A 24,011-nucleotide genomic window follows, 5' to 3' on the forward strand; every position below is an offset into this window, starting at 1 on the left:
GCCCGCCCGACGCCAGAGACCCATGGACCAGCCTTCCGATTCCGTCACCGCCGCCATCCTCGTGATCGGCGATGAGATCCTCTCGGGTCGCACCAAGGACAAGAATATCGGCACCATCGCGGATTTCCTCACCGCGGCCGGCATCGACCTGCGCGAGGTGCGGATCGTGCCCGACGAGGCCGCGATGATCGTCGAGGCGGTCAACGCCCTGCGGGCCCGCTACACCTACCTGTTCACCACCGGCGGGATCGGCCCGACCCATGACGACATCACCGCCGACTGCGTTGCCCAGGCCTTCGGGGTCGGCATCGACGTGGACGAGCGCGCCCGGGCGATGCTGCTGGAGCGGCACAAGCCCGAGGATCTGAATGAGGCACGCCTGCGCATGGCGCGGATCCCGTTCGGCGCCGACCTGATCGCCAACCCGGTCTCGAAGGCGCCGGGCTTCCGCATCGGCAATGTCCACGTCATGGCCGGCGTACCCAGCATCATGCAGGCCATGCTCGACTCGATCGCCCCGACCCTGAAGGGCGGCGCCGCGATGATGTCCGAGACGATCGAGGCCGCCGGCGTTCCCGAGGGGAGCTACGCGGGCGAGCTCGGCGCCATCGCGAAGGAGCGCCCATCGGTGTCCATCGGCTCGTACCCGGCCATGACACCGGAGGGGTTCCGCAATCGGATCGTCGTGCGCAGCCGGGACGCGCTGGCGCTGGCCGAGGCGCGAAGCGCCGTCGAGGCGCTGGTGGCGCGGCTCACGGCCTAAGTGTCGAACATCCGATCGGATCGAGTGGCGTAGCGGAGCTGGCGGATGGCCCGGGACAAGAACAGGCGGGCCGAGCAGGAAGCTCGGCGCGACGAGTTGCTGAAGGAAGTCTCCGAGATTGGCCGCCCGGATGCCTACGTGCTGCACGAGGTCATCCGGCTCGAAGGTGACGAGGAATTGCGGCGCAACGGCCTGGCGCTGTTCCTCTCGGCCTTCGCGGCCGGCCTGAGCATCGCGCTGTCTCTGATCGTCCCTGGCGTCCTTCGGAGCCATCTGCCGGAGGCGGACTGGGCGAAGATCGTGAGTTCGATGGGCTACGCGGTCGGCTTCCTGGTGGTCGTTCTCGGCCGCCAGCAGCTCTTCACCGAGAACACCATCACGCCTGTCCTGCCGCTGCTGCACGACCGGTCGGCCAAGACCGCGGTCCGGGTGGTGCGGCTCTGGCTCATCGTCCTGTGCGGCAACATCCTGGGGACACTGGCGATCGCCACAGTGATGGCCCATTCCGGAGCCTTCGAGCCTCCGGTTCTCAAGGCCTTCGCGGAGATCAGCCACGACGCCATCGCCAACGAATTCTGGGCGACGTTCGTCAAGGCCGTCTTCGCCGGCTGGATGATTGCCCTGATGGTCTGGTTCCTGCCGGCGACCGCCAGCGCCGCGCCCTTCGTGATCCTGCTGATGACGTGGCTGGTCTCGCTCTGCAGCCTCGCTCACATCGTGGCCGGCTCCGTGGAGGCCTTCTATCTCGTGGTCACGGGCGCCGCGACGATGAACGACTACGCGCTGAAGTTCTTCCTGCCGACCCTGCTCGGCAACACCTTCGGCGGCGCGGCCCTGGTCGGCGTGCTGAACTACGGGCAGGTGGCGCCGGAGGTCGAGGAGACCAAGGCGGTCGAGGGCGAGCGGCCGGATTGAGCCCGGTCAGTCGAGCTTCACCGGCGGGCTGATCAGGTGGTCGAGATCGTCGAGCACCCATGTCAGGGTCCCCCGCAGCGGGCCATAGAGGCCGATCTGGTGCTGCCGGTACAATAGGTCGTGGGTCAGGCGCGCCGACAGCCCGTTCAGCCGCCCGCCGCCGAACGTGTAGCGGCCCAGGGTCCCCCAGCCGTTGAAATCGGCCAGCGAGACGATGGCGCCCTTCTCGACGTAGTGGAACGGCGGGAGCTCCGTCGCCACCGTGTCGCCGCGGGCCAGGACGCGGCCGAAGTGACGCGCGAAATGCTGGGCCTGCTGCCGGGCGGCCTGGGCCGTCGCAGGAACCGGCTTGCCGGTCTGTGGGTCGGTGAGGCTGGCGCAGTCGCCCAACGCGATGATGGCGGGATCGCAGGTCGTGCGCAGATCCGGGCCGACGACGAGTTGCCCGGTCCGTGAGCGTTCCAGGCCGTCGAGGCCCGCGAGCACGTCCGGCGCCTTCACGCCGGCCGCCCAGACCTTGAGGCCCGCCGGGATGCGGCTGCCGTCCTTCAGGGTGAAGCCGGTCGCGTCCGCCGCCGTGACCATCGCGCCGGTCCTGACCTCGACGGCGAGGTCCGACAGGGTCCGGGCGGCGGCGCGCGAGACCTTCTCGGGGAAGGCCGGCAGCAGGCGCGGCCCGCTCTCGATCAAGGTCAGGCGCAGGCGCCCCGGCAGGTCCGGCGAGCCGTAGGTCGAGAGCAGGTTGATGGCGTGCTTCAGCTCGGCGGCCAGCTCGACGCCGGTGGCGCCGCCCCCCACGATCGCGATCTCCAGCATGCCGCCGCGATCGAGCCGCGCCAGCAGGTGGCACCGGAGCTGGTCGTGGAAGTGCTCGGCCTCGGTCAGGTCATCGATGGTCAGGCAGTGCTCGGCCACGCCCGGCGTGCCGAAATCGTTGGCCCGGCTTCCGATGGCGAGCACGAGCAGATCGTAGGCGATCTCCACCTCCGGCCGCCCCTCCGCGGCCTCGACGGCGAGCCGGACGCGCCGGGCCTGCCGGTCGATGCCGACGAGGGCTCCGGGCTGGAAGCGGAAGCCGTTGCGCCGCGCCTGGGCGAAGAAATCCACCTTCTGCCGGTCGGCCCGGGCGGTGCCGGCCGCGAAGGTATGCAGCATCGGCTTCCAGACGTGGGACAGGCTGCGGTCGGCCAGCGTCACGTCGGCCCGGCCGCTACGGCCGAGGCTCGTGGCCACCTCGATGCCGGCAACCCCGCCGCCGACGATCACGATCCGAGCCCTGTCCGCCATGACGTCTCCGCGTTCACCCACCTCGGGAACGCCGGTCAGGGTACCGATGTTCGCGATGGCAAGCGCGGATGCGCCGCGTCTTTGCATGCGTCGTCCAACATGAAAAAAGCCGCCCGAAGGCGGCTTTCTCAAACCGTGCAGCGCTGCGGCCGGATCAGGACCGCAGGCGAGTCCGGACCTCGCCGAGGCTGGCGCGGATCAGGCCCTGGGCCGCGTCGCCCTGCAGCCGCTCGCGCAGGATCGTCTCCGACACCTTCACGGCGGCCTCGGCGGCGGCGGCACGCACCTGGGCCTCGGCCTGAGCCTCGGCCTGGGCGATCTTGGTCTCGGCGGCCTTGGTGCGGCGGGCCAGGAAGTCGTCGAGCTTGCGGTGACCCTCCTCGGCGGCGCGCTGGGCCTCCTCGCGGGCGCCGGCGACGATCGACTCGGCCTCCTTCTCGGCCTCGGCGCGGCGGCGCTTGTAGTCGGCGAGCACGGCGGCCGCCTCCTCGCGCAGGCGCTTGGCCTCGTCGAGTTCGTGGCGGACGCGGTTGGCGCGGCCGTCCAGGCCCTTGGTCATCGCCGAGAAGGCGCCGACCTTCCAGGCAATGCCCATGAAGATGAAGAACGCAACGGCGACCCAGAATTCGGCTTCGAGCAGCATCGTGGGATCCCGTCTAGTGTGCGGTGGCGTCGAGGGCGCGGTCGAGGCTGGCCCGATCCGGAGCCTGGCCCGTCAGGCGCTCGACGATCGCCGCAGCGGCCTCGCCCGCGATCGAGCGGACATTGCCCATGGCAGCCTCGGTGCGGGTGCGGATCGTCGCCTCGGAGGCAGCGAGCTTGGCGTTCAGCTGCTCTTCGAGCGCCTTGCGCTTCACCTCGGCCTCGGCGGCCAGGTCGTTCCGGGTGGTCTGCGCGATGTCGCGCGCCTTGCCCTGAGCGGTCCGGAGGGCGGTCTCGAAGGCCACGCCGGCGGCATCCGCCTCGGCCTTCATCGCCTGCGCCTGATCCAGATCGGCACGCAGGCGCTCGGCGCGGGCGTGCAGGATCGCCTGGATCCGCGGCAGCGCGACCTTGTCCATCAGGTAGTAGAGGAGCCCGAAGGCCAGCGCGAGCCAGATCAGCTGCGCGAGAAAGCCGGAGGTCTCGAAGGGCGGGAAGGCGCCGGAATGCGCTTCCGCGTGCTCGGTATGGCCCGGCACGACCTGCGTGTCGGCGCCCGGGGGCGGCGTGGTGAGGGGATTGGGCTGCGCCATGAGACCGCTACACTGACACCGTTCGCTGAGGCCACCGCTCGCGCGGTGACGGACGAAGGCGGACGCCCCGTCGCGGGAGCGTCCACCCGTTCATCGGGCCGGGGCCCGGGAGGAGACCGCGGAGACCGCGGGCTCCGGCGCCGATCAGACGGCGAAGAGCAGCAGCAGCGCGATCAGCAGCGAGAAGATGCCGAGCGCCTCGGTGAGGGCGAAGCCCAGGAGCAGCGTGGCGCGCTGGCCGTCGGCCGCGGACGGGTTGCGAAGGGCGCCGGCGAGGAACTGACCGAACAGGTTGCCGAGGCCGATGCCCGCACCCGCCATGCCGAGGCAGGCGAGGCCGGCGCCGATGTACTTCGCAGCGACGGGATCCATGATAACTCCTGAGGTCTCTTCAGATCGAAACGTGCTTTGACGTTTGCGGCGGGTGGAGCCGGCCGGATTAGTGGCCGGGGTGAAGGGCGTCGTTGAGGTAGATCGCCGTCAGCGTCGCGAAGACGTAGGCCTGAAGCGCCGCGACGAGGAACTCGAGAGCAGTCAGCGCGATCGTCAGGAACAGCGGGAGCGGCGATAGCACGCTCCAGGCACCCGCGAGAAGAAGCTGAACCACGAAGAACGCGAAGATCTTCATCGCGATGTGGCCGGCCAGCATGTTGGCGAACAGACGGACCGACAGGCTGATGGGGCGCGAGATGAACGAGATGATCTCGATCGGCACCAGGATCGCGAGCAGCGGCTTCGGCACGCCCGACGGGACGAACAGGCCGAAGAAGTGGGTGCCGTGCTTCATCACGCCGAAGATCACCACCGTGGAGATCACCAGCGCCGCCAGGCCGAAGGTGATGATGAGGTGGCTGGTCACCGCGAAGGCGTAGGGGATCATCCCGAACAGGTTCAGGACGAGCACGAACATGAACAGGGAGAACACCAGCGGCAGGAACCGCTTGCCGCCATCACCGGTCGCCTGGTGCACTGTATCGGCGATGAATTCGTAGAAGATCTCGGCCAGCGACTGCATGCGGCCCGGCACAACGGAGCGGGACGCGGTCGCCACGATGGTGATCAGCGCGATCACGCCGACGGCGGCGAACATGTAGAGGGCCGACTGCGTGAAGGCCAGCTGCTGATGGCCGATATGGCCCAGCGATACGAGCGGCTTCAGCTCGAACTGATGGATCGGGTCGATCGTGACCGCCATTCCCGCTTCCGCCCTTCTTGTTCGGCGCGCCGGCATGGCCGGCCGCCCTGATCCCCTTGCACCGGCGTGCCTTACGGCTCCTGCCGGTCGCGTCGTTCCGGACGCGCGCCGGAGAAACCCGACACCCGCATCACGTTGTAGACCCCCGCGACGAACCCCAGCATCAGGAGGACGATCAGGCCCCAGGGCTTCGTCCCGAAGACATGATCCACGATCCAGCCGAGTATGCCCCCCGCGATCACGCCGGCGACGAACTCGGTCGAGATCGTCATGGCCTGACCCAGCGACGAAGGCCCGCCGTTTCGAGGGCGCGTGGAAGGATCGGGAGCAGCCTGCGGCCGCTTCCGTTCGATCTGCGTCTCGAGACGTCTGAGCCTCGCGGAGAGTTCGCTGTCCGTCGGCGTCTGCTCGGCCCCGTCCCCGCCCCTCGCGTCGTCGCCGTTCACGGCTCAAAACTCATCGGGCGGGAGGATCTGGAACCGGCTGGACACCCCCAGCAAGCGCGGCGCACCATAGTTTCGCCTATCTTGAGTGTCAAGGCGAACCCTGCATACGGTAAGTCGTTGATTTTGACTTGGTATTTCAGCTCGGGGGCACGCGCCGGATCGGTGCTTCGCGCCTGTCCCCGAACAGGCGCTCAGGCGCCCAGGAGCGGCTTGATCACCTTCTCCATGCCCTCGACCGTCATCTCGCCGGTGTAACGCTCGCCGTTGATGAAGAAGGTCGGGGTGGAATCGACCTTGAACACGTCGAGCCCGCGCTGCTTCACGGCGTTCACCGCGCTGTAGACCTTCTGGTCCTTCAGGCAGGCCTCGAAGGTCTGCTTGTTGTAGCCGGCCTGCCGCAGCATCTGCTCGAGCGCATCGACGGGCTTCTGCGTGAAGGCCCAGGCCGGCTGCTGGTCGAACAGCAGGTCGGTGATCGGGTAGTATTTGGAATCGCCCTCGCAGCGCGCCAGCATGAACGCCGCGGTGGCGAGCGGGTCGAGGGGAAACTCGCGGAGCGTGAACCGCACCTTGCCGGTGTCGATGTAGCGCTCCTTCAGGGTCGGCCACGTGTTCTTGTGAAAGGCCGCGCAGTGCGAGCAGGTCATCGAGGCGTACTCGATGATCGTGCACTTGGCGTCCGCCGGGCCGAGCCAGACATCGCCGAGCGGACCCGGCTGCAGCAGAGCGGCCGTGTCGATGCCCTCCGCCTGGGCGGAGCGGGCGAGGTAGGGCAGGGCGAGGCCGGCGCCGAGCGCGAGGCCGGAAATCTTGAGAGCGTCGCGTCGCGTCGTCATCGGGCAGGCTCCGCCGAATTAGTCGGTCTTGGCGTGCGAAAGCCGGTACTCGGGCGCGGGCGTCCTGGCAAGATGACCGAATCGCCTGCGCGCCCGCGGACGCGCCGGCGTCCGGCTCAGCGCTCGGGGCGGGTGGCGACGGCGGCGGTGCCGAGGCGGTCGAGGGCGGCGCGCAGCCCGTCATCCTCAATGCCCGAGACGGCGCGCTGCACCTCGACGACCCGGGCCGGATCGATGTGGGCGCGCGACGGCTGCCGCCCGCCGCGGCCGACCCGGTCCTGCTGCAGCACGATCCGCGAGACGCAGGCCCAGCCGTAATGGGCGTTGATGCGCTGGATCACCACCGGCGCGAGGTGCTGCAATTCGATGGCGAACACCCCCTCGACCCGCACCACCAGCGTGCCAGATTCCGGCGCGTCCGAATCCTTGCGTCGGCGCTTGGGCCATTCGAGCTTGGACGGCCGGCAATAGCGGGCCAGCCGGTCGCCGACGATCTCCGGCCAGGCGGCGAGGATGTCGGTCGAGGCGAATCCCTGCGCGGCAAACGCCGGGCCGATGCAGCCCTCGATCAGTTCGGCCAGCGGTTTGACGCGCGCCATGGTGGTTCCGGACCTGTGGATCCGCGAAGGTTAGCGCAGGATGGTTGACGAAGGGAGGACGCGCCGGCGCTTTCGCCACCCTATGATCGCCGCCGGGCTCCGGCTATGCAGCGCGACCCCGATCGACGTGCCCATGCCGCTTCGCACAGCCACGGAACCCGAGCCCGGTCCCGGACCGCGCGCCGACGATTTGCTCGCCTGGTACGACCGGCATCGGCGGGTCCTGCCGTGGCGGGCGCTCGCCGGCGAGATGCCCGAACCCTACCGGGTCTGGCTGTCCGAGGTCATGCTGCAGCAGACCACGATCGCGGCGGTCCGGCCGTATTTCGAGCGCTTCCTGACGCGCTTCCCGGATGTCTTCGCCCTGGCCGACGCCCCCGAGGAGGCGGTCATGTCGGCCTGGGCCGGCCTCGGCTACTATTCCCGCGCCCGCAACCTCCACGCCTGCGCGAAGGCCGTCGCGGCCGGAGGTGGCCGCTTCCCCGACACGGCCGAGGGTCTGCGCAAGCTTCCGGGGATCGGCGCCTACACGGCCGGCGCCATCGCGGCGATCGCCTTCGACCGGCAGGAGGCGGCGGTCGACGGCAATGTCGAGCGCGTCCTGAGCCGGGCCTACGCGGTGGAGGCGCCGCTCCCGGGCAGCCGGCCGGAGATCCGCCGCCTGACGCAGGCGCTGGTGCCGGAGGACAGGCCGGGCGACTTCGCTCAGGCGCTGATGGATCTCGGCGCGACGATCTGCACGCCCAAGCGTCCCGCCTGCGCGCTCTGCCCCTGGATGCGGCCCTGCCGCGCCCGCGCGCTCGGCATCCAGGAGACGTTTCCGCGCAAGATCAAGGTGGCCAAGGGGGCGCTCCGCCGCGGCGCGGCCTTCGTGGCGATCCGCAGCGGCGACGAGGCGGTGCTGCTGCGGACCCGCCCCCCGGAGGGGCTGCTCGGCAACATGGCCGAGCCGCCGGGCAGCGCCTGGGAGCCGGATTACGACGTTGCCGCCGCCCTGCTGGACGCCCCTCTCGACGCGCGGTGGAAGCGCCTGCCGGGGCTGGTTCGCCACGGTTTCACGCATTTCCCGCTGGAGCTGACGGTGTTCGTCGCCCGCGTCGCGCTCGCGACGGCGGCCCCGTCCGGCATGCGCTTCACCCCGCGCAGCGCCCTCGACGACGAGCCGCTGCCCGGGCTGATGCGCAAGGTTCTGGCGCATGCCTTCGACCCGAAGCCCGAGCCGGAGAAGAAGCCGCGCGGCCGCCCCAAGAAGGAGCCGCCGCCGATGCCGCTGCTCGCGGCGATGGAGCCGCCGGTGTCGATGCCGGACCCCGAGCCGCGTCCGCGCATCCGGGCCGTGCCGAAGCCCCAGCCGAAGCCGGCGCCCGCGCCGCCAGAGGCTGACGAACTGTTCGAAGGAGAAGTGGAGCCGCCCGCCGTTCCGGCATCGCCGCGACGCCGGGGTGCAGCTCGAAAACGCTCGTGACCCTGTCGCGCCGTCGTTCCGAGGCTCGCCGCAGGCGAGCGCCCGCAATGACGGCACTCCGGCGATAAGGTCTCCGATCGAGACCTGCTGCCAATCCCATCCTCTCCGTCATCGCGAGCGCAGCGAAGCGACCCAGTGCAGCGCGACGTCCGACATCGTCGCGCCGACCAAACTGCTTGACTGCGCTCGCAAAGACGGCGGCGTTTCAGCCGTTCGCCATCGCCTGCCGGAGGCCGGCCCGGTAGGTGTCGATCACCACCGGCTTGCCGCCGCGCTCCACGTGCCAGAAGGTCCAGCCGTTGCAGGCGGGGAGCCCTTGGACCAGGGCACCGATCTTGTGGATCGAGCCGATGACGAGACCGTTGTCGAGCTGGCCATCCGGGCGCACCGTGGCGCGGAAGCGGCGGCGCTCGTCGGTTACGATCTCCCCGGGCCGGATGTGCCCGGCCTCGATCACCGACAGGAACGGCACCCGCGGCTCGGCGCGCTTGGTCGGCGCGACCATGAGGGCGGCCTTCGACAGGGTCTCGACGGCGGCGATCCGCTCACGAGCGGCCTCCGCGTAGACCGTCTCGCGCTCGATGCCGATGAAACGGCGGCCGAGGCGCTTGGCGACGGCGCCGGTCGTTCCGGTGCCGAAGAACGGGTCGAGCACCACGTCGCCGGGGTTGGTCGCCGCAAGCAGCGTCCGGGCGAGCAGGGCCTCGGGCTTCTGCGTCGGGTGGACCTTATGCCCCGCCGAATCCTTCAGGCGCTCCTCGCCGGTGCAGAGGGGGATGAACCAGTCGGAGCGCATCTGGAGGTCTTCGTTCCCCCCTTTGAGCGCCTCGTAATGGAAGGTGTAGCCCTTCGACTCCGCCGAACGCGAGGCCCAGATCAGGGTCTCGTGGGCGTTGGTGAAGCGCTTGCCGCGGAAGTTCGGCATCGGGTTGGCTTTGCGCCAGACGATGTCGTTGAGGATCCAGTAACCGAGATCCTGCAACGCGCTCCCGACGCGGAAGATGTTGTGGTAAGACCCGATCACCCAGAGGGTCGCGTTCGGCTTCATCACGCGGCGGCAGGCCGCGAGCCAGTCCCGGGTGAAGGCGTCGTAGGCCTCGAAGGTGGCGAATTTGTCCCAGTCGTCGTCGACGGCGTCGACGCGGCTCTGGTCCGGGCGCAGCAGGCCGGCGTCGCCGAGCTGCAGGTTGTAGGGCGGGTCGGCGAACACGCAGTCGACGCTCGACGCCGGCAGGGCGTTCATGGCCGCGATGCAATCCCCGACGAGAACCTGGTCGAGGGGTAGGGAACGCTGGGCGGGTACGAGACCCATCCGTGGCGCCGACGCGGGCCGCCCGGCACGCGAGACCTGTTTCCGGGCGACGGCGTCGGCAGCCACGGTACGCGGGGAAGCCATGGCAAACACCGGTTACGCGACTGACCGGCAGACCATGCCTCCGGTACGGTAAAGGTCGCGTTGTCGATTTTGCCCGCGATGCGTCCCGTTCTGGGGCTGCAATTTTTGCCGGGCGCGGATCAGGCCGGGCACCGCACTGATTAAGCAAGGGTTACCGGTCTCATTCCGGGCATTCACGGCCAGGCGAAACCAGGATTCGCCTTCCGGTCGGTCGGCCGTCGCGTGGGCTATCCTTGCCGAAGCGCCTCGCATGATCGGTGACAGCCATCGGCTTTGCTCGTGTCCTCCGGGTCCAGCCCAGCGGGAGGCAGGGTCACAGTCAGCGCAGGGCTTAGGAATCCGTGCCCATTCACCGCCTTTCCGTCCGGCCGCGAGAGATCTTGCACAATACATCGCTCGACTGGCCTATGAGTATTTCAAAGATCAGACGGAAATAATCCGAAATAAACACCTATGTAATGAGAATGACCAGGAAAAAACCGGCCAAAATGTGACCTCGGCAGTACGCGAACACCTGCCATATTCCGGCCGATTTCCCACACGACTGGCGCCGCCCCGACAAAAACAAAGGGAATGCGTTGAGAATGTCGTTTGGTTTCGGAAAGTTCGTCGTCTCGCTTGGAATGCTGACCACCGTCCTCGGAACGAGCCTCCCGGCCACCGCGCAGAGCGGAGCGGCCTCTTGGTACGGCAGCGGGCACCGCACCGCGAACGGCGAGCACTTCAACCCCAACGGACTGACCGCCGCCCATCGCAGCCTGCCCTTTGGAACCCGGGTCCGCGTCGAGAACAAGCGGACCGGCCGCTCGGTCGTGGTGCGCATCAACGACCGCGGTCCGTTCGTGCGCGGCCGTATCATCGACCTGTCGCGAGGCTCGGCCCGCGCCCTCGGCATGGGCGGCACGACCTACGTCTCCCTGCAGGTCCTGAACTAACGTCGCAGACCTTCGGCCGCCCGGCTCCGAAGGGGCAGGGCGGCTCCGGGCGTTGTCGGCGACGATGCAAGGCCCCATCTGCAGCCGGGTTCAAATCGGATCAGCTGCCCATGCCCAAGCCCCTCATCGTCGATATCCCGCACGACCTCGGCCGCGACGAGGCCAAGCGGCGCCTTGAGCAGGGCACCGAGCAGGCGCGGGCCTTCCTGGCCAAGAGCGGCATTGCCGTCGACCAACTGGCCTGGACGGGTGACCGGCTTGATTTCGGCGTGTCGGCGCTCGCACAGAACGTCGCCGGCACCATCGATGTCGGCGCGGAGAGCGTGCGCCTTGAGGTGAAGCTGCCGTTCCTGCTCGCCCTGTTCGCCGAGAAGATCCAGAAGGTAGCGAGCAAGGAAGGCAACCTGCTGCTCACCAAGAAGTAGCCGTCCGGAACCGGAGGGGCGGGACCTCGTTTCCGCCCGAACGGTGCAGGAACGCACCGTCGGCCATCCGGAGGAACACCGTGTCCCAGTTCACGCTCGCCGACCCGGGGCAGGTCCCCGAGGTGCCGCCGCAGCCGGCTCCGGCACCCGACCGGCCCTACGACCCGCCGCAGGCGCCGACGCAGCCGCCGGGACCGGAGATTCCCGGCAATACGCCCGCCGAGGCGCCGGGCATCCAGCCGCCCGAGATCCCCGTCAACGATCCCGGCGCTCCGGAGATCAGCCCGCCCACAGGGCCGGCCAACCCGATCGCCTGACCGGGAGAAGCCCCGTCGGAGCGGCAGCGTTTGAACCGGCCGCCCGGCGCTGCCATAAGCCGGCCCATGGCCGCTCCACCGCTTCTCACCCTTCAGGACGTCGCGCTCACCTTCGGCGGCACGCCGCTGATCACCCGCGCCGACCTCACCATCGCGCCGGGCGAGCGCACCTGCCTTGTCGGGCGGAACGGGTCCGGCAAGTCGACGCTGATGAAGATCGCCGCGGGCCTCGTGGAGCCCGACAAGGGCCGCCGCTTCGTCCAGCCCGGCACGACGATCCGGTATCTCGCGCAGGAGCCGGACTTCTCGGGCTTCGCGACCACGCTCGAATTCGTCGAGGCCGGGCTTCCGCCGGGCGAATCCACCCACCGCGCCCGCTACCTGCTGGAGAGCCTCGGGCTCACCGGCGCGGAGGATCCGACCAAGTTGTCCGGCGGCGAGGGCCGGCGCACCGCGCTAGCCCAGGCGCTCGCGCCCGAGCCCGACGTGCTGCTCCTCGACGAGCCCACCAACCACCTCGATCTGCCGGCGATCGAGTGGCTCGAATCGGAGCTGAAGGGCACCCGCGCGGCCCTGGTCCTAATCAGCCACGACCGCCGCTTCCTGTCGGCCCTGTCGCGGGCCACGATCTGGCTCGACCGCGGCGAGACCCGGCGGATCGACCAGGGCTTCTCGGGCTTCGAGGCGTGGCGCGACGCGTTCTTCGAGGAGGAGGAGCGCGACCAGCACAAGCTCGACCGCAAGATCGCCGCCGAGGAGCACTGGCTGCGCTACGGCGTCACCGCCCGGCGCAAGCGCAACGTCCGCCGGCTCGGCAACCTGCACGAGCTGCGCAAGAACCGCCGCGAGGTGCGCCGTCCGGTGGGCAGCGTCAGCATGCAGGCCTCGGACGCGGAATCCTCGGGCAGCCTCGTGGTCGAGGCCCGCGACATCGCGAAATCCTACGGCGACCGGCCGATCGTCGACGGCCTGTCCCTGCGGGTGATGCGCGGCGACCGGCTCGGCATCGTCGGCGCCAACGGCGCCGGCAAGTCAACGCTGATCAACCTGCTGATGGGCCGGCTCGCGCCCGATTCGGGGCAGATCGTCCTCGGCACCAACCTCCTGCCGGTGGTGCTCGATCAGGCCCGCGCGGTTCTGGAACCCGGCATGACCGTCACCGACGTGCTCACCGGCGGACGGGGCGACAGCGTCACGGTGAACGGCCAGAGCCGCCACGTGATCGGCTACCTCAAAGACTTCCTGTTCGCCCCCGAGCAGGCGCGCACGCCGGTCTCGGTCCTGTCGGGCGGCGAGCGCAACCGGCTGCTGATCGCCCGCGCTCTGGCGCAGCCCGCCAACCTGCTGGTCCTCGACGAGCCGACCAACGACCTCGATCTTGAGACCCTCGACCTGCTCCAGGAGATGCTGGGCGACTACCAGGGCACGCTGATCCTGGTCAGCCACGACCGCGACTTCCTCGACCGGGTGGTCGGCAGCGTGCTGGTGTCCGAGGGGGCGGGCCGCTGGGTCGAGTATGCCGGCGGCTACAGCGACATGCTGATCCAGCGCGGGCAGGGGGTCGAGGCGCGCACGGTCGCGCCGAAGGCCAAGGAGCCCCGGGAAACCAAGGCGCGCACCGGGACGGCTGCCGCGCCGGCCGGCAAGCCCAAACTCGGCTTCAACGAGCAGCACGAGCTGAAGACGCTGCCGGCCCGGATGCAGAAGCTGGAGGCGGCGATCGGCCAGCTCAAGACGATCCTGGCCGACCCCGACCTCTACGCCCGCGATCCCGCCCGCTTCGACAAGGCTTCGTCCATGCTGGCGCAGGCCGAGACCGAGCTGTCGCAGGCGGAGGACCGCTGGCTGGAGCTGGAGATGCTGCAGGCGGGGTGAGCGCCGCCGGCAGCCGCGAGACATTCCCAGGGACCGGAGACCGCATGACCGCCTACCAGACCCTCGAACAGCGCTTCGCCCGGCTCGCGGCCCTCGAAGGCGCCGCCGGGATCCTCGGCTGGGACGCGCAGACGCTGATGCCCGACGGCGCCGCCGAGGCAAGGGGCGACCAGCTCGCGATCCTGCGCGGGCTGGCGCACGAGATCCTGACGGCGCCCGAAGCGGCCGAGGACCTGGCGGCCGCCGAGCGGGCGAGCGGCCTCGAATCCTGGCCGGCCGCCAACCTGCGCGAGATGCGCCGCGCCCAGGCCCATGCCACGGCCGTCCCCCGCGACCTCGTGGAGGCGAGCTCCCGCGCGGTGTCCCGCTCCGAGATGGTCTGGCGCGAGGCGCGGCGGGATGCGGATTTCGCCAGGCTCGAGCCGCACCTCGCCGAGGTGCTGCGGCTCCAGCGGGAGATCGGACAGGCCAAGGGCGCGGCCCTCGGGCTCGATCCCTACGACGCGCTGCTCGACAGCTACGATCCCGGGATGCGCCGGGCGGTGATCGATCCGCTGTTCGCGGATCTGACCAGCTGGCTGCCGGCGCTGATCGCCCGCGCCCGGGAGATCCAGGCCGCCCGCCCGGCGCCGCTGCCGCTGACCGGCCCGTTCGACGTGGCGGTCCAGCGCGAGCTCGGCCTCAAGCTCATGGAGGCGGTGGGTTTCGACTTCAATCGAGGCCGGCTCGACATCAGCCTGCACCCGTTCTGCGGCGGCGCCACCGACGACGTGCGGATCACCACCCGCTACGACGCCGCCGATTTCGGCCGCGCCCTAATGGGCGTGCTGCACGAGACCGGGCACGCCCTCTACGAGCAGGGCCGGCCGGCAGCCTGGCGGCACCAGCCGGTCGGCGCGGCCCGTGGCATGAGCCTGCACGAGAGCCAGTCGCTGATCATCGAGATGCAGGCGTGCCGCAGCCGGGAGTTCTTCACCTTCCTGGCACCGATGCTCCGCGCGGCGTTCGGCCGGTCCGGGCCGGAATGGTCGCCCGAGAACCTGCACGCGCTCAACACCCGGGTCGCGCCGGGCTTCATCCGGGTCGATGCCGACGAGGCGACCTACCCGGCCCATATCCTGCTGCGCTACCGCCTGGAGACCGCGATGATCGCGGGCGACCTCGCGGTGCGGGACCTGCCGAGCGCCTTCAACGATGGCCTGCGGGAGCTGCTGGGCCTGACCGTGCCGAACGACCGGGTGGGCTGCCTGCAGGACATCCACTGGCCGAGCGGCGCCTTCGGCTACTTCCCGACCTATACGCTCGGCGCCATGGCGGCGGCGCAGCTGTTCCGGGCCGCGCGGTCGGCCGAGCCGGCGCTTCCGGGCTGCCTGGCAGAGGGCGATTTCGGGCCTCTGCGCGGTTGGCTGCGGAGCAACGTGCACGAAGTCGGCTCTCTGCTCGGCACCGACGATCTGCTCACCCGCGCCACGGGCGCGCCGCTCGGCACCGCTTCGTTCCGGGCGCATCTGGAGACGCGGTATCTCGGGGACGCGCGAGGCTGACCGGGCTGTCGAAGGCAGGGCATCGCCGGCCGCCACGTCATCCCGGGGCCGCGCAGCGGAGCCCGGGATCCAGAGCCGCCGACGGTGCTCGGCTCGCCGACCTTTGCGGATCTGGATTCCGGGCCCTGCTGCGCCGTCCCGGAATGACGGTGTGGATACGCGCTCCCGACCTGTGAGGCCGCCATGGGCCGACCGCCCCGCGAGCCGCTACAGCGCCACCACGTCCACCGCCGCGCCGAGCCGGTCGCGGGCGATGTCGGCGACGTGGCGGTGATGCGTGAACAGGATCGGCTGAACCCGCTCCCCGATCGCCGCCAGCGCGTCGAGGCCATGGCCGGTGCGCACCTCGTCGAAGGTCGAGAACAGATCGTCGCCGATGAACGGTGCCGGCTCGGCGCGGCCGGCGTAATCTTCCAGATAGGCCAGCCGCAGGGCGAGATAGAGCTGGTCGCGGGTGCCCTCGCTCATCCCCTCGATCTGCACCAGCCCGCCGCCCGCCCGCTGCCCCGCGAGCCGCGGCGTGTCGGCCTCGTCGTAGGTCTGGGCGAGCCCGGAGAAGCCGCCGCCCGTCATGGCGCAGAACAGGGCACCGGCGCGCGCCAGCAGCGGATCCTGCTGACCGGCGCGGTGGCGGGCGACCGCCTGCCCGAGCATCAGCCCGGCGAGACGCAGGACAGCCCAGGAGCGGGCCGCGGCCTGCAAATCCGCCTCAGCGGCCTTGCGCTCGGCGAGCGCCAGCTCGGCGCCGGTTCCGCCTTCCAGCTCGGCCCGGCGCCGCTCGGCACGGTCGCGGTCGGCGAAGATGACCTGTCCGCGCTCCGCCTGCTCCTCCGCCTCCAGGGCGAGCCGGGCCAGCTCGGCCTCGATCGCCTCCGGCGGGAGCGCTTCGAGGCCGACGCGGAGCTCGGCCTCCGGGAGCCCGTCGGCGGCGCCCGCGAGGCTGCCGCGCAGGCGCAGGAGCTCGGCGCGCAGGCTCTCCCGGGCGCTCAGGCGGCCGAACAGGGCCTCGATCTCGGGCATCGGCGCCTCGGCCCGGTCCGGCATCGCGGCGGCGACCGCGCGGCTCAGCGCCGCTCGGGCCGCCGCGTGCAGGTCGGCCGCGGCGCGGCTCGCCGCCGCGGCCTCGTCGCGCCGGCGGTCCAGCTCGGCGCGCCGCGCCTCCCGGGCCTGCGCGGCGACAAGGCGCGCGTGCAGGGTGCGGATCGCGGTCGTCGCCGGCGTGTCGGCGAGGTCCGGCGCCAGCGCCTCGATCAGGGCCGCCGCGCCGACCCGGAACGCCTCCATGTCGCGCCGGATCCCGGTCGCCCGGCGGTTCAGGGCGGCGCGCTCCGAGAGCCGGTCGGGCACCGTGCGCCACGCCTCCAGGGCACCCTCCGCCTCCTCGGGCCGGCTCGTGGCGGCGAGGCCCAGCGGCTGCAGGGCCGAAGCCCATTCGGTCTGCCATGCGGCGCGCCGCGTCGCGGTCTCGGCGCGGGTCGCGTCCAGCCGGGCGCAGGCGGCCCAGGCCGCGCGGAGCAGGCCGCCGGTCTGAAGGTTCGCCTCCCAGCGGCTCGCCAGCGTGGCCACCCGCGCCTCCAGCCGTTCGAGGGCCGGGCCGACCTCCAGCTCCGGCGCGGGGTCGAGCCCGGAGCGGGCGTACAGATCCGCCAGCGGCGACCGGGCGGCCTCGATCCGCGCCGCCAGCCGCTCCCGCTCGATCCGCTGCTCGGCCAGCCGCTGCTCGGCCTCGATCAGGTTCTCCGTCTCGGCGAGCCAGGCCGCCATCTCGACGGGCGGTCCCGGCTCGATCCCGGCGGGAAGCCACGCCGCGTGCCACGCCGCCTCGCCGGCCGCGATATCGGCCGTGATGCCGTCCAGGATGTCCTGCGCGGCGGCGACTTCCGCCTCCTCGGCGGCGAGGCGGTCCTGGTCGGCGGCATGGGCCGCAACCCGCGCCGCGTCGCTGGCGCGCTCGTCGGCGAGCCGGTCCGCTTCGAGGACAGCCCGCTCGTAAGCGGCGATCTCGGCGAGTGCCGCTGTCTTTCCCGCCCCCAGGGCGTCCCGTAGCGGTGCGAACGCCGCGTCTCGGGACGCCCGCGCCCCGTCCAGCCGCTCCCGCGTGGCGATCGGCCGGCCGGCCTCGCGCGCGCGCAGCCTGTCCCGGGTCGCGGCGGCTTGGCGCAACGCTGTCTCGTGCCGGTCGACGGCGCGCTCCCGCTCGCGATGTCGTCCGTCGAGGAGGGCGCGGAAGCGGGCGATCGCCTCCGGCGCGGGCAGCGGCATCCGGACGAGGGCGGCGGTGTCCGGGACGGGCGGTGACAGCCGGGCCGCCTGATTGCGCAGCAGCGCCGTCTCCCGCCGGATCGCGCCACCGAGGGTTTCGTGGGCGGCGATCCACTCGTGCAGACGGGCAAGCGGCTTCAGCGCCTCGCGCAGCGGCGTCGGATCGTGCGTCGCGCCCGCGGCTTCGATCTCGCCCGCCAGCCGGTCCCGTTCGGCCAGGGCCACGGCGTGGTCGCGGGCGATCTGCTCCTCGGCCGCCGACAGGGTCCGATGCGCGCGGATCAGCCCCTCGATCCGGGCCCGGGCGGCATCGGTCGGCTGGGCCGATTCGAGCGCCGCCAGATCGGCGGCACCGATCCGGGCGCGCAACCGCTCCAGGTCCAGCCCGACCTTGTGGGCATCGCCCTCGATCCGGGGCAGGTCCGTCCCGCCCTTCTCGTACTCCTTGGTGCCGCTGAAGGCCGCGAGGATCTCGTCGGCCCGGAGCGTCAGCCCCGGCTCGACCGGCACGGCCTCGGCCTCCGTCCGGGCCTGGGCCAGGACGGTGTCGGCCCGAATCGCCTCGGCCTCCGCCGTCCGGCAGCGATCGAGGGCGCCGCCGAGGCGCTCGATCCAGGCCGGATCCGCGTCGACGAGGCCGTCCTCGGCCGTGATGCGCTGCTCCAGCGCATCGATCTCCGCGACGATCGGCCGGACGCGCTTGAGCCGCTCCAGGCGGGCGCGCTCGACGGCCATGGCCTTCTGCTCGGCCCGGAGCGCGTCGAGCTGGTTGGCCGCGGCCGCGATCTCGTCGTTCAGCGCGCGCCAGTCGCCCGCGCGCAGGCCCTTCTCGCGGATGGCCTTGCGGGCGGTGTCGTGGCGTTCCAGCGCCTGATAGAAGGTCCGGTGCTTGGCCTGGCGCGGCGCGAAGATGCCCTCCGCTTCGGTGTCGAGGGCGGTCTGCAGGTCCGTGAGGCCGCGCAGGCCGGAGCCCGCCGCGAACAGGCTCGCGCCGACTTCGCCCTCCACGTCGACCATCTCGCGCCCGCCCGCCCGCAGGCTCTGCGCGTCGAGGCCGAAGGCGCGGCAGAAGGCCGACCGCGACAGGCCGCCGAGGAACGGCGCGAGGGCGTCGTCGGGCAGGGGCGCATCGTCCGCATCGATCAGCGTGCGGCTGTTGCCCTTGCGGCGGCGGAAGCTCAGCCGGCGGCCGTCGGCGGCGGCGATCTCCGCGCCGAGGCGCAGCTGCGGCATGTCGTGCAGGAAGGCGTAGCGCGTGGATTTCTCGAAGCCGAACAGCAGGTCGGTGACGGCCGCGAGCGCCGTGCTCTTGCCGGCCTCGTTGGCTCCGAGCACGACGTGCAGCCGCGCGTCGGGGCGGAACGCGATCGCGCGGTCCGTGAAGGCGCCGTAGCGCTCGAGGGCGAGGCGGATCAGACGCATCGGATCTCCCTGGGCGCTCCGCTCAGCAATGCCGGCCGACGAGGCGGCCGAGGATCAGGGCCTCGGCCTCGGCGCAGAGGGCGTCGAACTCGTCTTCCAGACCCGCCTCGGCGGCGACCGCGGTCGGCATCCGGCCGCCGATCTCGGCCAGGGCCGCCTTGGCCCGCGTCCGGAAATCGGGATCGCGGTCGATGTCGGCGAGCAGCGCGGCGGGGTCGATCGCGGTGCCGGACGTTTCTATCGGCGCGCGGGGCCGGTGCGTCTCGATCTTGAGGCGCTCAAGCCACAGATCCTCGTGCAGCCGGTGGGCGGCGGCCTGGATCTCGGCCGTGAGCGACTCCCGGTCGGCCGCCAGCGCGTCGTGGGCCGGCGTCGTGCCGGTGAGGTGGACGCGCACGAGGACGAGCCGGGTGGCGGCCAGGACGGCGAGCGGCCGGAGCGCCGCCTCCACGGCCTCGAGCGCCACGCGAGGATCCGCCGCCGCGGCGAGATCGACCGAGACCTGCTCGAACCGGGCGCGGTCGAGGGCGAGGCGCTGGAGGCCGGTCACGCGGCCGTCGGCGACATCGACCACCACGGCGCCCTTCTCGCCGCGCTCGCGGATGCTGCGGCCCTGGAGGTTGCCGGGGAACACGATCCAGGGATCCCGGGACAGCTCCGCGTATTCGTGGATGTGGCCGAGCGCCCAGTACTCGTAGCCGCGTGCCGCGAGGTCGGCGACCGAGCACGGGGCGTAGGTCTCGTGGGCCGCGTGGCCGGTGCAGGAGGTGTGAAGGATGCCGAGGTTGAACCAGCCCGGCAGGGCGGCCGGGTAGGTCAGGGACAGGTTCTCCTCGACGGCCCGGCCCTGGAAGCTCCGGCCGTGCAGGGCGACCCGCAGCCCCTCCAGGCGGAACGTCCCGGCGCGGTTGGCGGGGAAGACGTGGACCGAGGGCGGGAGGGTGATCGAGCGGGTGATCACGCTCTCGGCGTCGTGGTTGCCGCGCACCAGGATCGTCGGGATGCCGGCGCGGTCGAGCCGGGCCACCTGCCGGGCGAAGAACAGGCCGATGGAGTTGTCGGCCCAGTCGCCGTCGTAGATGTCGCCGGCCACGACCACGAAGGCGACCGCCCGCTCGATCGCCTGGGTGACCAGATCCTCGAAGGCCTGCCGGCCGGCCGTGGCGAGGCGCCGGGCCAGGTCGGCATCGCGGGCGGCGAGCCCCGACAGGGGGCTGCCGAGATGCAGGTCCGCCGCATGGATGAAGCTGAAGCCCGTCATCGATATCCCAGGGGATCGTAGCGCGTCCGGAACGGAGGCCGGCCCGGGCAGGCCGGCCGGCATCGCGTGCCGGCTCATAGGCCGCCGGCAGGGGTAGCCTCAAGCGGCCTTCGTCGCCGGCCTGTGGGACATGCGGGATAGGCACCATCGTGTCGGCCGATTGGCGCAAAGGCCGTCGAACGACGGAGCCGCGCGCGCGTTACAGCGTGGCGGTGGCGGGAGAGCCGCGTGATGAGAGGCAAGTCCGGCCCGATGAACATCGCTGCACGCCCCCCGGCCCGGCCCGGCTTGACCGCGGCTCCCGATCTGCCGCTCCGGCCGGCGGCCCGCGGACACGCGCCGTTCAAGATCGTGAGCTGGAACCTCCTGCGCCGAACCGGCGCCGCCGTCGACGACGTGGCGGCCCTGATCGCCCAGGAGAAGCCCGACCTGCTGCTGATGCAGGAGGCGACCCGCGCCATCGGCTTCCTGCTGGACCGGATCGGCGGCCACTATGCCTGGGCGCCCCTGCCGGGGCGGATCCACGGGCTCGCCATGTGGAGCCCCGAACCCTGGCCGGCGCCGCCGCGGGTGATCACGCTGCCCTCCGGCGCCCTGGTGCACCGGGTCTGCCAGATCCTCGACCTCGGCGAGTTCGGCGTGGCCAACGTCCATCTGTCGCACGGGCAGATGCTGAACCGCCGCCAGCTCCGCCGCATCGTCACCGAGCTGCCGCCGCGCGCCGCCGTGCTCGGCGACTACAACATCGTCGGTCCGGCGCTGATCCCGGGCTTCCGCGACGTCGGTCCCCGCCGGCCGACCCACGCGATGGTGGACGTTCTGCCGCTGCGGCTCGACCGGTGCCTCGCCCGCGGCCTCATCTGCCACGCGCACGACGTGCTGCCCCGCGGTCCGTCCGATCACCGGCCGATCGTCGTCCATCTCGGGCCGGCGCCGGAGGCGCACGCGCCCGGGCGCTTCAAAGGTATGGCAGCAGCAGTCGCACGCCTGCGTCGCGCAGACGGATCGGCAGGACGCGGGCGGCGAGGTCCTCCCGGCTGAGACGCGCCTCCATCTTGCCGCGCATGAACCGGTCGAGCTCGGCGGCCAGTTCCGCGTCGATGATCTCGACATTCAGCTCGAAGTTGAGCCGGAAGCTGCGCATGTCCCAGTTGGCGCTGCCGACGAAGCACCAGATGTCGTCGACCACCATCGCCTTCGAGTGATCGAACGGCGGCTCGTCGAGCCAGACCCGCACGCCGGCCCGGAGCAGCGGGTCGAGATGGGCCCGGGTCGCCCAGTCGATGAACGGGTGGTCGCTGACCCGCGGGATGATGACGTCGACGGTGATCCCGCGGGTCGCGGCCTGCGCCAGGGCGCCGGTCACCAGCTCGTCGGGCAGGAAGTACGGCGTCACGAACCGGACCGTCTTGCGGGCGCAGGCCAGCGCCTGGAGGATGACCTGCTCGATCTTCTCCACGTCGGCGTCCGGGCCCGACGTGACCGCGCGGGCGACGCTGGAGCCGGCCGGCTCCAGATCGGCGAACCAGGGCTCGGCATCGAGATTCTCGCCGGCCACGAAGGCCCAGTCGGCCGCGAAGGCGACGGCGAGCTGCTCGACGACGGGGCCGGTCAGCCGGAAATGGGTGTCGCGGATCGGGTGCTCGGGCTTCAGGGCGACGCGGTTCGGCTGCGAGATGTTGAGGCCGCCCGTGAAGGCGACGCGCCCGTCGACGATCAGCAGCTTCTTGTGCGAGCGCAGGTTGAGGAACGGCATTCGCCAGGGCAGGGCGGAGTGCATGAACAGGGCCGCCGGCACCCCGGCGGCCGTCAGGCGGTGGTAGGCAGGCGCCCGGAAATAGCCGCCCCCGATGCCGTCGATGATGACCCGGACGCTCACGCCGCGCGCCTTGGCCTCCACCAGCGCGTCGCAGAACTCGCCCCCCGTCGCATCGTCCCGGAAGATGTAGCTCGACAGGGCGATGCTCGCCCGCGCCTCCCGGATGGCGGCCAGCATGACGGGATAGGCCGCGTCGCCGTTGCGGAACATCTGGACGGCATTGCCCGCGAAGGCCGGGAGGCCGGTGATCCGCCGGATCGCGCGGTCCAGAGGCCAGAGCGTCTCCGGCACGACCGCGTCGTCGGTGTCGGGCAGGTTCGTCGCGTCGGAAGGCTTGGTCCGGAGCCGCCGGGCGCGGCGCGAGACGCGGTTGATGCCGAAGGTCAGGTACAGGGCGGTGCCGAAGATCGGCGACAGCCAGGCGAGCCCGATCCATCCGACCGCCACGCTCACCCGCCGCTTGCGCAGCAGGGCGTGCAGGGTCACGCCGATCGCGAGCGCGAAGCCGATGAGCGCCTCCACGTCCGACCGCAGCAGGGCGGTCGACTGGACCCATCGAGTGAGCGCATTGTCCAAGGTCTCGGCATCCGGTTCGCGTGAAGTGGCGCCGGATATACCCGAAAGATGCGCGGCGGCGCGGATTAATCGGTCGGCTTGGCCGGGGAGGCAATGGGTGACGCGACGGGCCCGACCACCGGCCGCTCGCAGCGATAGGGCCCGCTCCCGTCGAGGGCCGCGTACAGCACGCGGCCGCCGGATTCGATGCAGCGCGCCTTCGCCTCCGCGTAGGGCCGGTGGAAGCTCCAGATGGTGATCATCGGCCCTATCGTGGCGAAGCAGATGCCGCCGAACACCAGGGCGGCCGCCCAGGTGGCGCCGTTCCGATCGGGGCGCTGCGGCCGAGGGGGCGGCATCGCGCCGTAGAAAGCGAGCGTCAGACCGAACAGGTCGATGGTGCTCATCAGCCGTTCCGCATTGGGGCGCCGAACCCGGCAGGACCGGGCGTACCCTCAATCCTAGGGCAGGACGGCGCCATAACCTACGCGAACCGGCCTGCGTCGTATCGCGTCAGGCCGCGGGGAACCTACGGCTCCCAGCGCGGCGGCCGCTTGCCCAGGAAGGCGTCGATGCCCTCGTGGGCGTCGGCCATCATCATGTTCCGGGTCATGATTTCGGCGGTGTAGCCGTAGGCCTCCTCCAGGCCCATCTCGATCTGGCGGCCGAACGCCTCCTTGCCGATCGCCAGGACGCGCCGCGCCTTGCCGGCGATCCGGGTCGCGAGGGCGCCGACCGCCGCGTCGAGATCCGCCTGCGGCACGACGCGGTTGACGAGGCCGATCCGCAGCGCCTCGGCAGCGTCGATCGGCTCGCCGACGAGAAGCATCTCCAGGGCGGCCTTGCGCGACACGGCCCGCGAGAGGGCCACCATCGGGGTCGAGCAGAACAGGCCGATCTGCACGCCGGGCGTCGCGAAGCGGGCCTCCTCGGCACAGACGGCGAGGTCGCAGGTCGCCACGAGCTGGCAGCCGGCGGCGGTCGCGATGCCGTGGACCCGGGCGATCACCGGCTGCGGCAGGCGCGTGAGGCTCAGCATCAGCCGGGCGCAGGTGCGGAACACCGCCTCGGTCGCCTCCCGCGACGGATCGGCGCGCATCTCCTTGAGATCGTGGCCGGCGCAGAAGGCGGGACCGGCCCCCTGGAGGACCACGACGCGAATCCCGGGATCCGCACGGATCGCGTCGAGCTGGTCCTGGAGCGCACCCATCAGGGCCATCGATAGGGCGTTGCGGGCCTGGGGCCGGTTCAGGGTCACCGTCGCGATCCCGTCGGCGTCCTCGCGCAGCAGAATCGGCGCATCGGAGCTGGCCGAGGCGGGCGGGACCGTGGACAGGGCTGCGGTCATGAGGGCGTCTCCCGATGCCGGCCGCCGTGGCGTGTGCGGCCGATCCTGTGGCCCGAGGATTAGCACGCGGGCCGAGCCCCAGCGATGCCGCCGGACTGGACGGACTGCCTC

23 protein-coding genes are annotated in these 24,011 nt (G+C 71.4%); 9 read left to right on the forward strand and 14 right to left on the reverse strand.

Annotated elements, in window-relative coordinates:
• Positions 1-22 precede the first annotated feature (22 nt).
• A complete protein-coding gene (locus tag ABIE45_RS14980; RefSeq protein WP_192708605.1) occupies positions 23-763 on the forward strand; it encodes a molybdopterin-binding protein in 741 nt (246 codons plus the stop codon).
• 45 nt (positions 764-808) lie between these two features.
• A complete protein-coding gene (locus ABIE45_RS14985; RefSeq protein ID WP_192708606.1) occupies positions 809-1,678 on the forward strand; it encodes a formate/nitrite transporter family protein in 870 nt (289 codons plus the stop codon).
• 6 nt (positions 1,679-1,684) lie between these two features.
• Here ABIE45_RS14985 and ABIE45_RS14990 read toward each other — a convergent pair whose 3' ends face one another.
• From ABIE45_RS14990 to ABIE45_RS15025, 8 genes are all read right to left on the reverse strand, one after another.
• Positions 1,685-2,965: an NAD(P)/FAD-dependent oxidoreductase gene (locus ABIE45_RS14990; protein ID WP_192708607.1), complete on the reverse strand. Its 1,281-nt coding sequence runs from the start codon at positions 2,963-2,965 to the stop codon at positions 1,685-1,687.
• A 154-nt stretch (positions 2,966-3,119) separates the two neighbouring features.
• On the reverse strand, positions 3,120-3,605 hold the full coding sequence (locus ABIE45_RS14995) for an ATP F0F1 synthase subunit B (RefSeq protein WP_192708794.1): 486 nt from the start codon (positions 3,603-3,605) through the stop codon (positions 3,120-3,122).
• Positions 3,606-3,621: 16 nt separating this feature from the next.
• Positions 3,622-4,200 carry a F0F1 ATP synthase subunit B' gene (locus ABIE45_RS15000; protein WP_192708608.1) on the reverse strand — a complete coding sequence of 193 codons (579 nt, stop codon included), beginning with the start codon at positions 4,198-4,200 and terminating at the stop codon, positions 3,622-3,624.
• 144 nt (positions 4,201-4,344) lie between these two features.
• Positions 4,345-4,572, reverse strand: coding sequence for a F0F1 ATP synthase subunit C (locus ABIE45_RS15005; RefSeq protein WP_007566773.1), 228 nt, complete (start codon positions 4,570-4,572; stop codon positions 4,345-4,347).
• A 67-nt stretch (positions 4,573-4,639) separates the two neighbouring features.
• Positions 4,640-5,395: a F0F1 ATP synthase subunit A gene (locus ABIE45_RS15010; protein WP_192708609.1), complete on the reverse strand. Its 756-nt coding sequence runs from the start codon at positions 5,393-5,395 to the stop codon at positions 4,640-4,642.
• 71 nt (positions 5,396-5,466) lie between these two features.
• Entirely contained in the window at positions 5,467-5,841 is a 375-nt protein-coding gene (locus ABIE45_RS15015) for an AtpZ/AtpI family protein (protein WP_192708610.1), read from the reverse strand.
• Between the two features lie 191 nt (positions 5,842-6,032).
• Positions 6,033-6,677: a DsbA family protein gene (locus tag ABIE45_RS15020; RefSeq protein WP_192708611.1), complete on the reverse strand. Its 645-nt coding sequence runs from the start codon at positions 6,675-6,677 to the stop codon at positions 6,033-6,035.
• A 116-nt stretch (positions 6,678-6,793) separates the two neighbouring features.
• Positions 6,794-7,276 (reverse strand): DciA family protein, encoded by a 483-nt coding sequence (locus tag ABIE45_RS15025; protein ID WP_192708612.1) that lies wholly within the window; start codon positions 7,274-7,276, stop codon positions 6,794-6,796.
• A 133-nt stretch (positions 7,277-7,409) separates the two neighbouring features.
• Here ABIE45_RS15025 and mutY point away from each other — a divergent pair, with 133 nt between their 5' ends.
• On the forward strand, positions 7,410-8,741 hold the full coding sequence (gene mutY / locus ABIE45_RS15030) for an A/G-specific adenine glycosylase (protein ID WP_192708613.1): 1,332 nt from the start codon (positions 7,410-7,412) through the stop codon (positions 8,739-8,741).
• A gap of 205 nt (positions 8,742-8,946) precedes the next feature.
• Here mutY and ABIE45_RS15035 read toward each other — a convergent pair whose 3' ends face one another.
• Positions 8,947-10,137 carry a site-specific DNA-methyltransferase gene (locus ABIE45_RS15035; RefSeq protein WP_373622357.1) on the reverse strand — a complete coding sequence of 397 codons (1,191 nt, stop codon included), beginning with the start codon at positions 10,135-10,137 and terminating at the stop codon, positions 8,947-8,949.
• 623 nt (positions 10,138-10,760) lie between these two features.
• Here ABIE45_RS15035 and ABIE45_RS15040 point away from each other — a divergent pair.
• The 5 genes from ABIE45_RS15040 to ABIE45_RS15060 all read left to right on the forward strand — a co-directional run bounded on the left by ABIE45_RS15040 (position 10,761) and on the right by ABIE45_RS15060 (position 15,233).
• On the forward strand, positions 10,761-11,072 hold the full coding sequence (locus ABIE45_RS15040) for a septal ring lytic transglycosylase RlpA family protein (RefSeq protein ID WP_373622887.1): 312 nt from the start codon (positions 10,761-10,763) through the stop codon (positions 11,070-11,072).
• A gap of 110 nt (positions 11,073-11,182) precedes the next feature.
• Positions 11,183-11,497, forward strand: a complete 315-nt coding sequence (locus ABIE45_RS15045; protein WP_192708616.1) for a polyhydroxyalkanoic acid system family protein — start codon at positions 11,183-11,185, stop codon at positions 11,495-11,497.
• An 80-nt stretch (positions 11,498-11,577) separates the two neighbouring features.
• Complete coding sequence (locus ABIE45_RS15050; protein ID WP_192708617.1) at positions 11,578-11,814, forward strand: hypothetical protein; 237 nt, start codon at positions 11,578-11,580, stop codon at positions 11,812-11,814.
• A 66-nt stretch (positions 11,815-11,880) separates the two neighbouring features.
• Positions 11,881-13,689, forward strand: a complete 1,809-nt coding sequence (locus tag ABIE45_RS15055) for an ATP-binding cassette domain-containing protein (RefSeq protein WP_192708618.1) — start codon at positions 11,881-11,883, stop codon at positions 13,687-13,689.
• A 44-nt stretch (positions 13,690-13,733) separates the two neighbouring features.
• A complete protein-coding gene (locus ABIE45_RS15060; protein WP_192708619.1) occupies positions 13,734-15,233 on the forward strand; it encodes a carboxypeptidase M32 in 1,500 nt (499 codons plus the stop codon).
• 207 nt (positions 15,234-15,440) lie between these two features.
• Here ABIE45_RS15060 and ABIE45_RS15065 read toward each other — a convergent pair whose 3' ends face one another.
• Positions 15,441-18,917, reverse strand: a complete 3,477-nt coding sequence (locus ABIE45_RS15065; protein WP_192708620.1) for a YhaN family protein — start codon at positions 18,915-18,917, stop codon at positions 15,441-15,443.
• A 22-nt stretch (positions 18,918-18,939) separates the two neighbouring features.
• The gene (locus ABIE45_RS15070; RefSeq protein ID WP_192708621.1) at positions 18,940-20,178 is read right to left on the reverse strand and encodes a DNA repair exonuclease; all 1,239 of its coding nucleotides are present in this window, start codon (positions 20,176-20,178) and stop codon (positions 18,940-18,942) included.
• Positions 20,179-20,430: 252 nt separating this feature from the next.
• On the opposite strand from ABIE45_RS15070, the gene ABIE45_RS15075 reads away from it, so the two are divergent.
• Positions 20,431-21,219 (forward strand): endonuclease/exonuclease/phosphatase family protein, encoded by a 789-nt coding sequence (locus ABIE45_RS15075; RefSeq protein WP_238196592.1) that lies wholly within the window; start codon positions 20,431-20,433, stop codon positions 21,217-21,219.
• Here ABIE45_RS15075 and ABIE45_RS15080 read toward each other — a convergent pair.
• The 3 genes from ABIE45_RS15080 to ABIE45_RS15090 all read right to left on the reverse strand — a co-directional run bounded on the left by ABIE45_RS15080 (position 21,137) and on the right by ABIE45_RS15090 (position 23,900).
• Positions 21,137-22,573: a phospholipase D-like domain-containing protein gene (locus tag ABIE45_RS15080; protein ID WP_192708622.1), complete on the reverse strand. Its 1,437-nt coding sequence runs from the start codon at positions 22,571-22,573 to the stop codon at positions 21,137-21,139. The genes ABIE45_RS15075 and ABIE45_RS15080 overlap by 83 nt on opposite strands.
• A gap of 65 nt (positions 22,574-22,638) precedes the next feature.
• Entirely contained in the window at positions 22,639-22,959 is a 321-nt protein-coding gene (locus ABIE45_RS15085) for a hypothetical protein (RefSeq protein ID WP_192708623.1), read from the reverse strand.
• A gap of 122 nt (positions 22,960-23,081) precedes the next feature.
• On the reverse strand, positions 23,082-23,900 hold the full coding sequence (locus ABIE45_RS15090) for an enoyl-CoA hydratase (RefSeq protein ID WP_192708624.1): 819 nt from the start codon (positions 23,898-23,900) through the stop codon (positions 23,082-23,084).
• Positions 23,901-24,011: the final 111 nt, after the last annotated feature.

The sequence above is a fragment of the Methylobacterium sp. OAE515 genome (assembly GCF_041806315.1).
Classification (GTDB): Bacteria; Pseudomonadota; Alphaproteobacteria; order Rhizobiales; family Beijerinckiaceae; genus Methylobacterium; species Methylobacterium tardum.

Excerpts from the sequence above, each read along its gene's own strand:
- ABIE45_RS15070 (WP_192708621.1), bottom strand. The coding sequence starts at position 20,178 with ATGACGGGCTTCAGCTTCATCCATGCGGCGGACCTGCATCTCGGCAGC.
- ABIE45_RS15065 (WP_192708620.1), bottom strand. The coding sequence starts at position 18,917 with ATGCGTCTGATCCGCCTCGCCCTCGAGCGCTACGGCGCCTTCACGGAC.
- ABIE45_RS15040 (WP_373622887.1), top strand. The coding sequence starts at position 10,761 with ATGCTGACCACCGTCCTCGGAACGAGCCTCCCGGCCACCGCGCAGAGC.
- ABIE45_RS15035 (WP_373622357.1), bottom strand. The coding sequence starts at position 10,137 with ATGGCTTCCCCGCGTACCGTGGCTGCCGACGCCGTCGCCCGGAAACAG.
- ABIE45_RS14990 (WP_192708607.1), bottom strand. The coding sequence starts at position 2,965 with ATGGCGGACAGGGCTCGGATCGTGATCGTCGGCGGCGGGGTTGCCGGC.
- ABIE45_RS15060 (WP_192708619.1), top strand. The coding sequence starts at position 13,734 with ATGACCGCCTACCAGACCCTCGAACAGCGCTTCGCCCGGCTCGCGGCC.
- ABIE45_RS15045 (WP_192708616.1), top strand. The coding sequence starts at position 11,183 with ATGCCCAAGCCCCTCATCGTCGATATCCCGCACGACCTCGGCCGCGAC.
- ABIE45_RS14985 (WP_192708606.1), top strand. The coding sequence starts at position 809 with ATGGCCCGGGACAAGAACAGGCGGGCCGAGCAGGAAGCTCGGCGCGAC.
- ABIE45_RS15005 (WP_007566773.1), bottom strand. The coding sequence starts at position 4,572 with ATGGATCCCGTCGCTGCGAAGTACATCGGCGCCGGCCTCGCCTGCCTC.
- ABIE45_RS15085 (WP_192708623.1), bottom strand. The coding sequence starts at position 22,959 with ATGAGCACCATCGACCTGTTCGGTCTGACGCTCGCTTTCTACGGCGCG.
- ABIE45_RS15090 (WP_192708624.1), bottom strand. The coding sequence starts at position 23,900 with ATGACCGCAGCCCTGTCCACGGTCCCGCCCGCCTCGGCCAGCTCCGAT.
- ABIE45_RS15025 (WP_192708612.1), bottom strand. The coding sequence starts at position 7,276 with ATGGCGCGCGTCAAACCGCTGGCCGAACTGATCGAGGGCTGCATCGGC.
- ABIE45_RS15055 (WP_192708618.1), top strand. The coding sequence starts at position 11,881 with ATGGCCGCTCCACCGCTTCTCACCCTTCAGGACGTCGCGCTCACCTTC.
- ABIE45_RS14980 (WP_192708605.1), top strand. The coding sequence starts at position 23 with ATGGACCAGCCTTCCGATTCCGTCACCGCCGCCATCCTCGTGATCGGC.
- ABIE45_RS15075 (WP_238196592.1), top strand. The coding sequence starts at position 20,431 with ATGAACATCGCTGCACGCCCCCCGGCCCGGCCCGGCTTGACCGCGGCT.
- ABIE45_RS15020 (WP_192708611.1), bottom strand. The coding sequence starts at position 6,677 with ATGACGACGCGACGCGACGCTCTCAAGATTTCCGGCCTCGCGCTCGGC.
- mutY (WP_192708613.1), top strand. The coding sequence starts at position 7,410 with ATGCCGCTTCGCACAGCCACGGAACCCGAGCCCGGTCCCGGACCGCGC.
- ABIE45_RS15010 (WP_192708609.1), bottom strand. The coding sequence starts at position 5,395 with ATGGCGGTCACGATCGACCCGATCCATCAGTTCGAGCTGAAGCCGCTC.
- ABIE45_RS15000 (WP_192708608.1), bottom strand. The coding sequence starts at position 4,200 with ATGGCGCAGCCCAATCCCCTCACCACGCCGCCCCCGGGCGCCGACACG.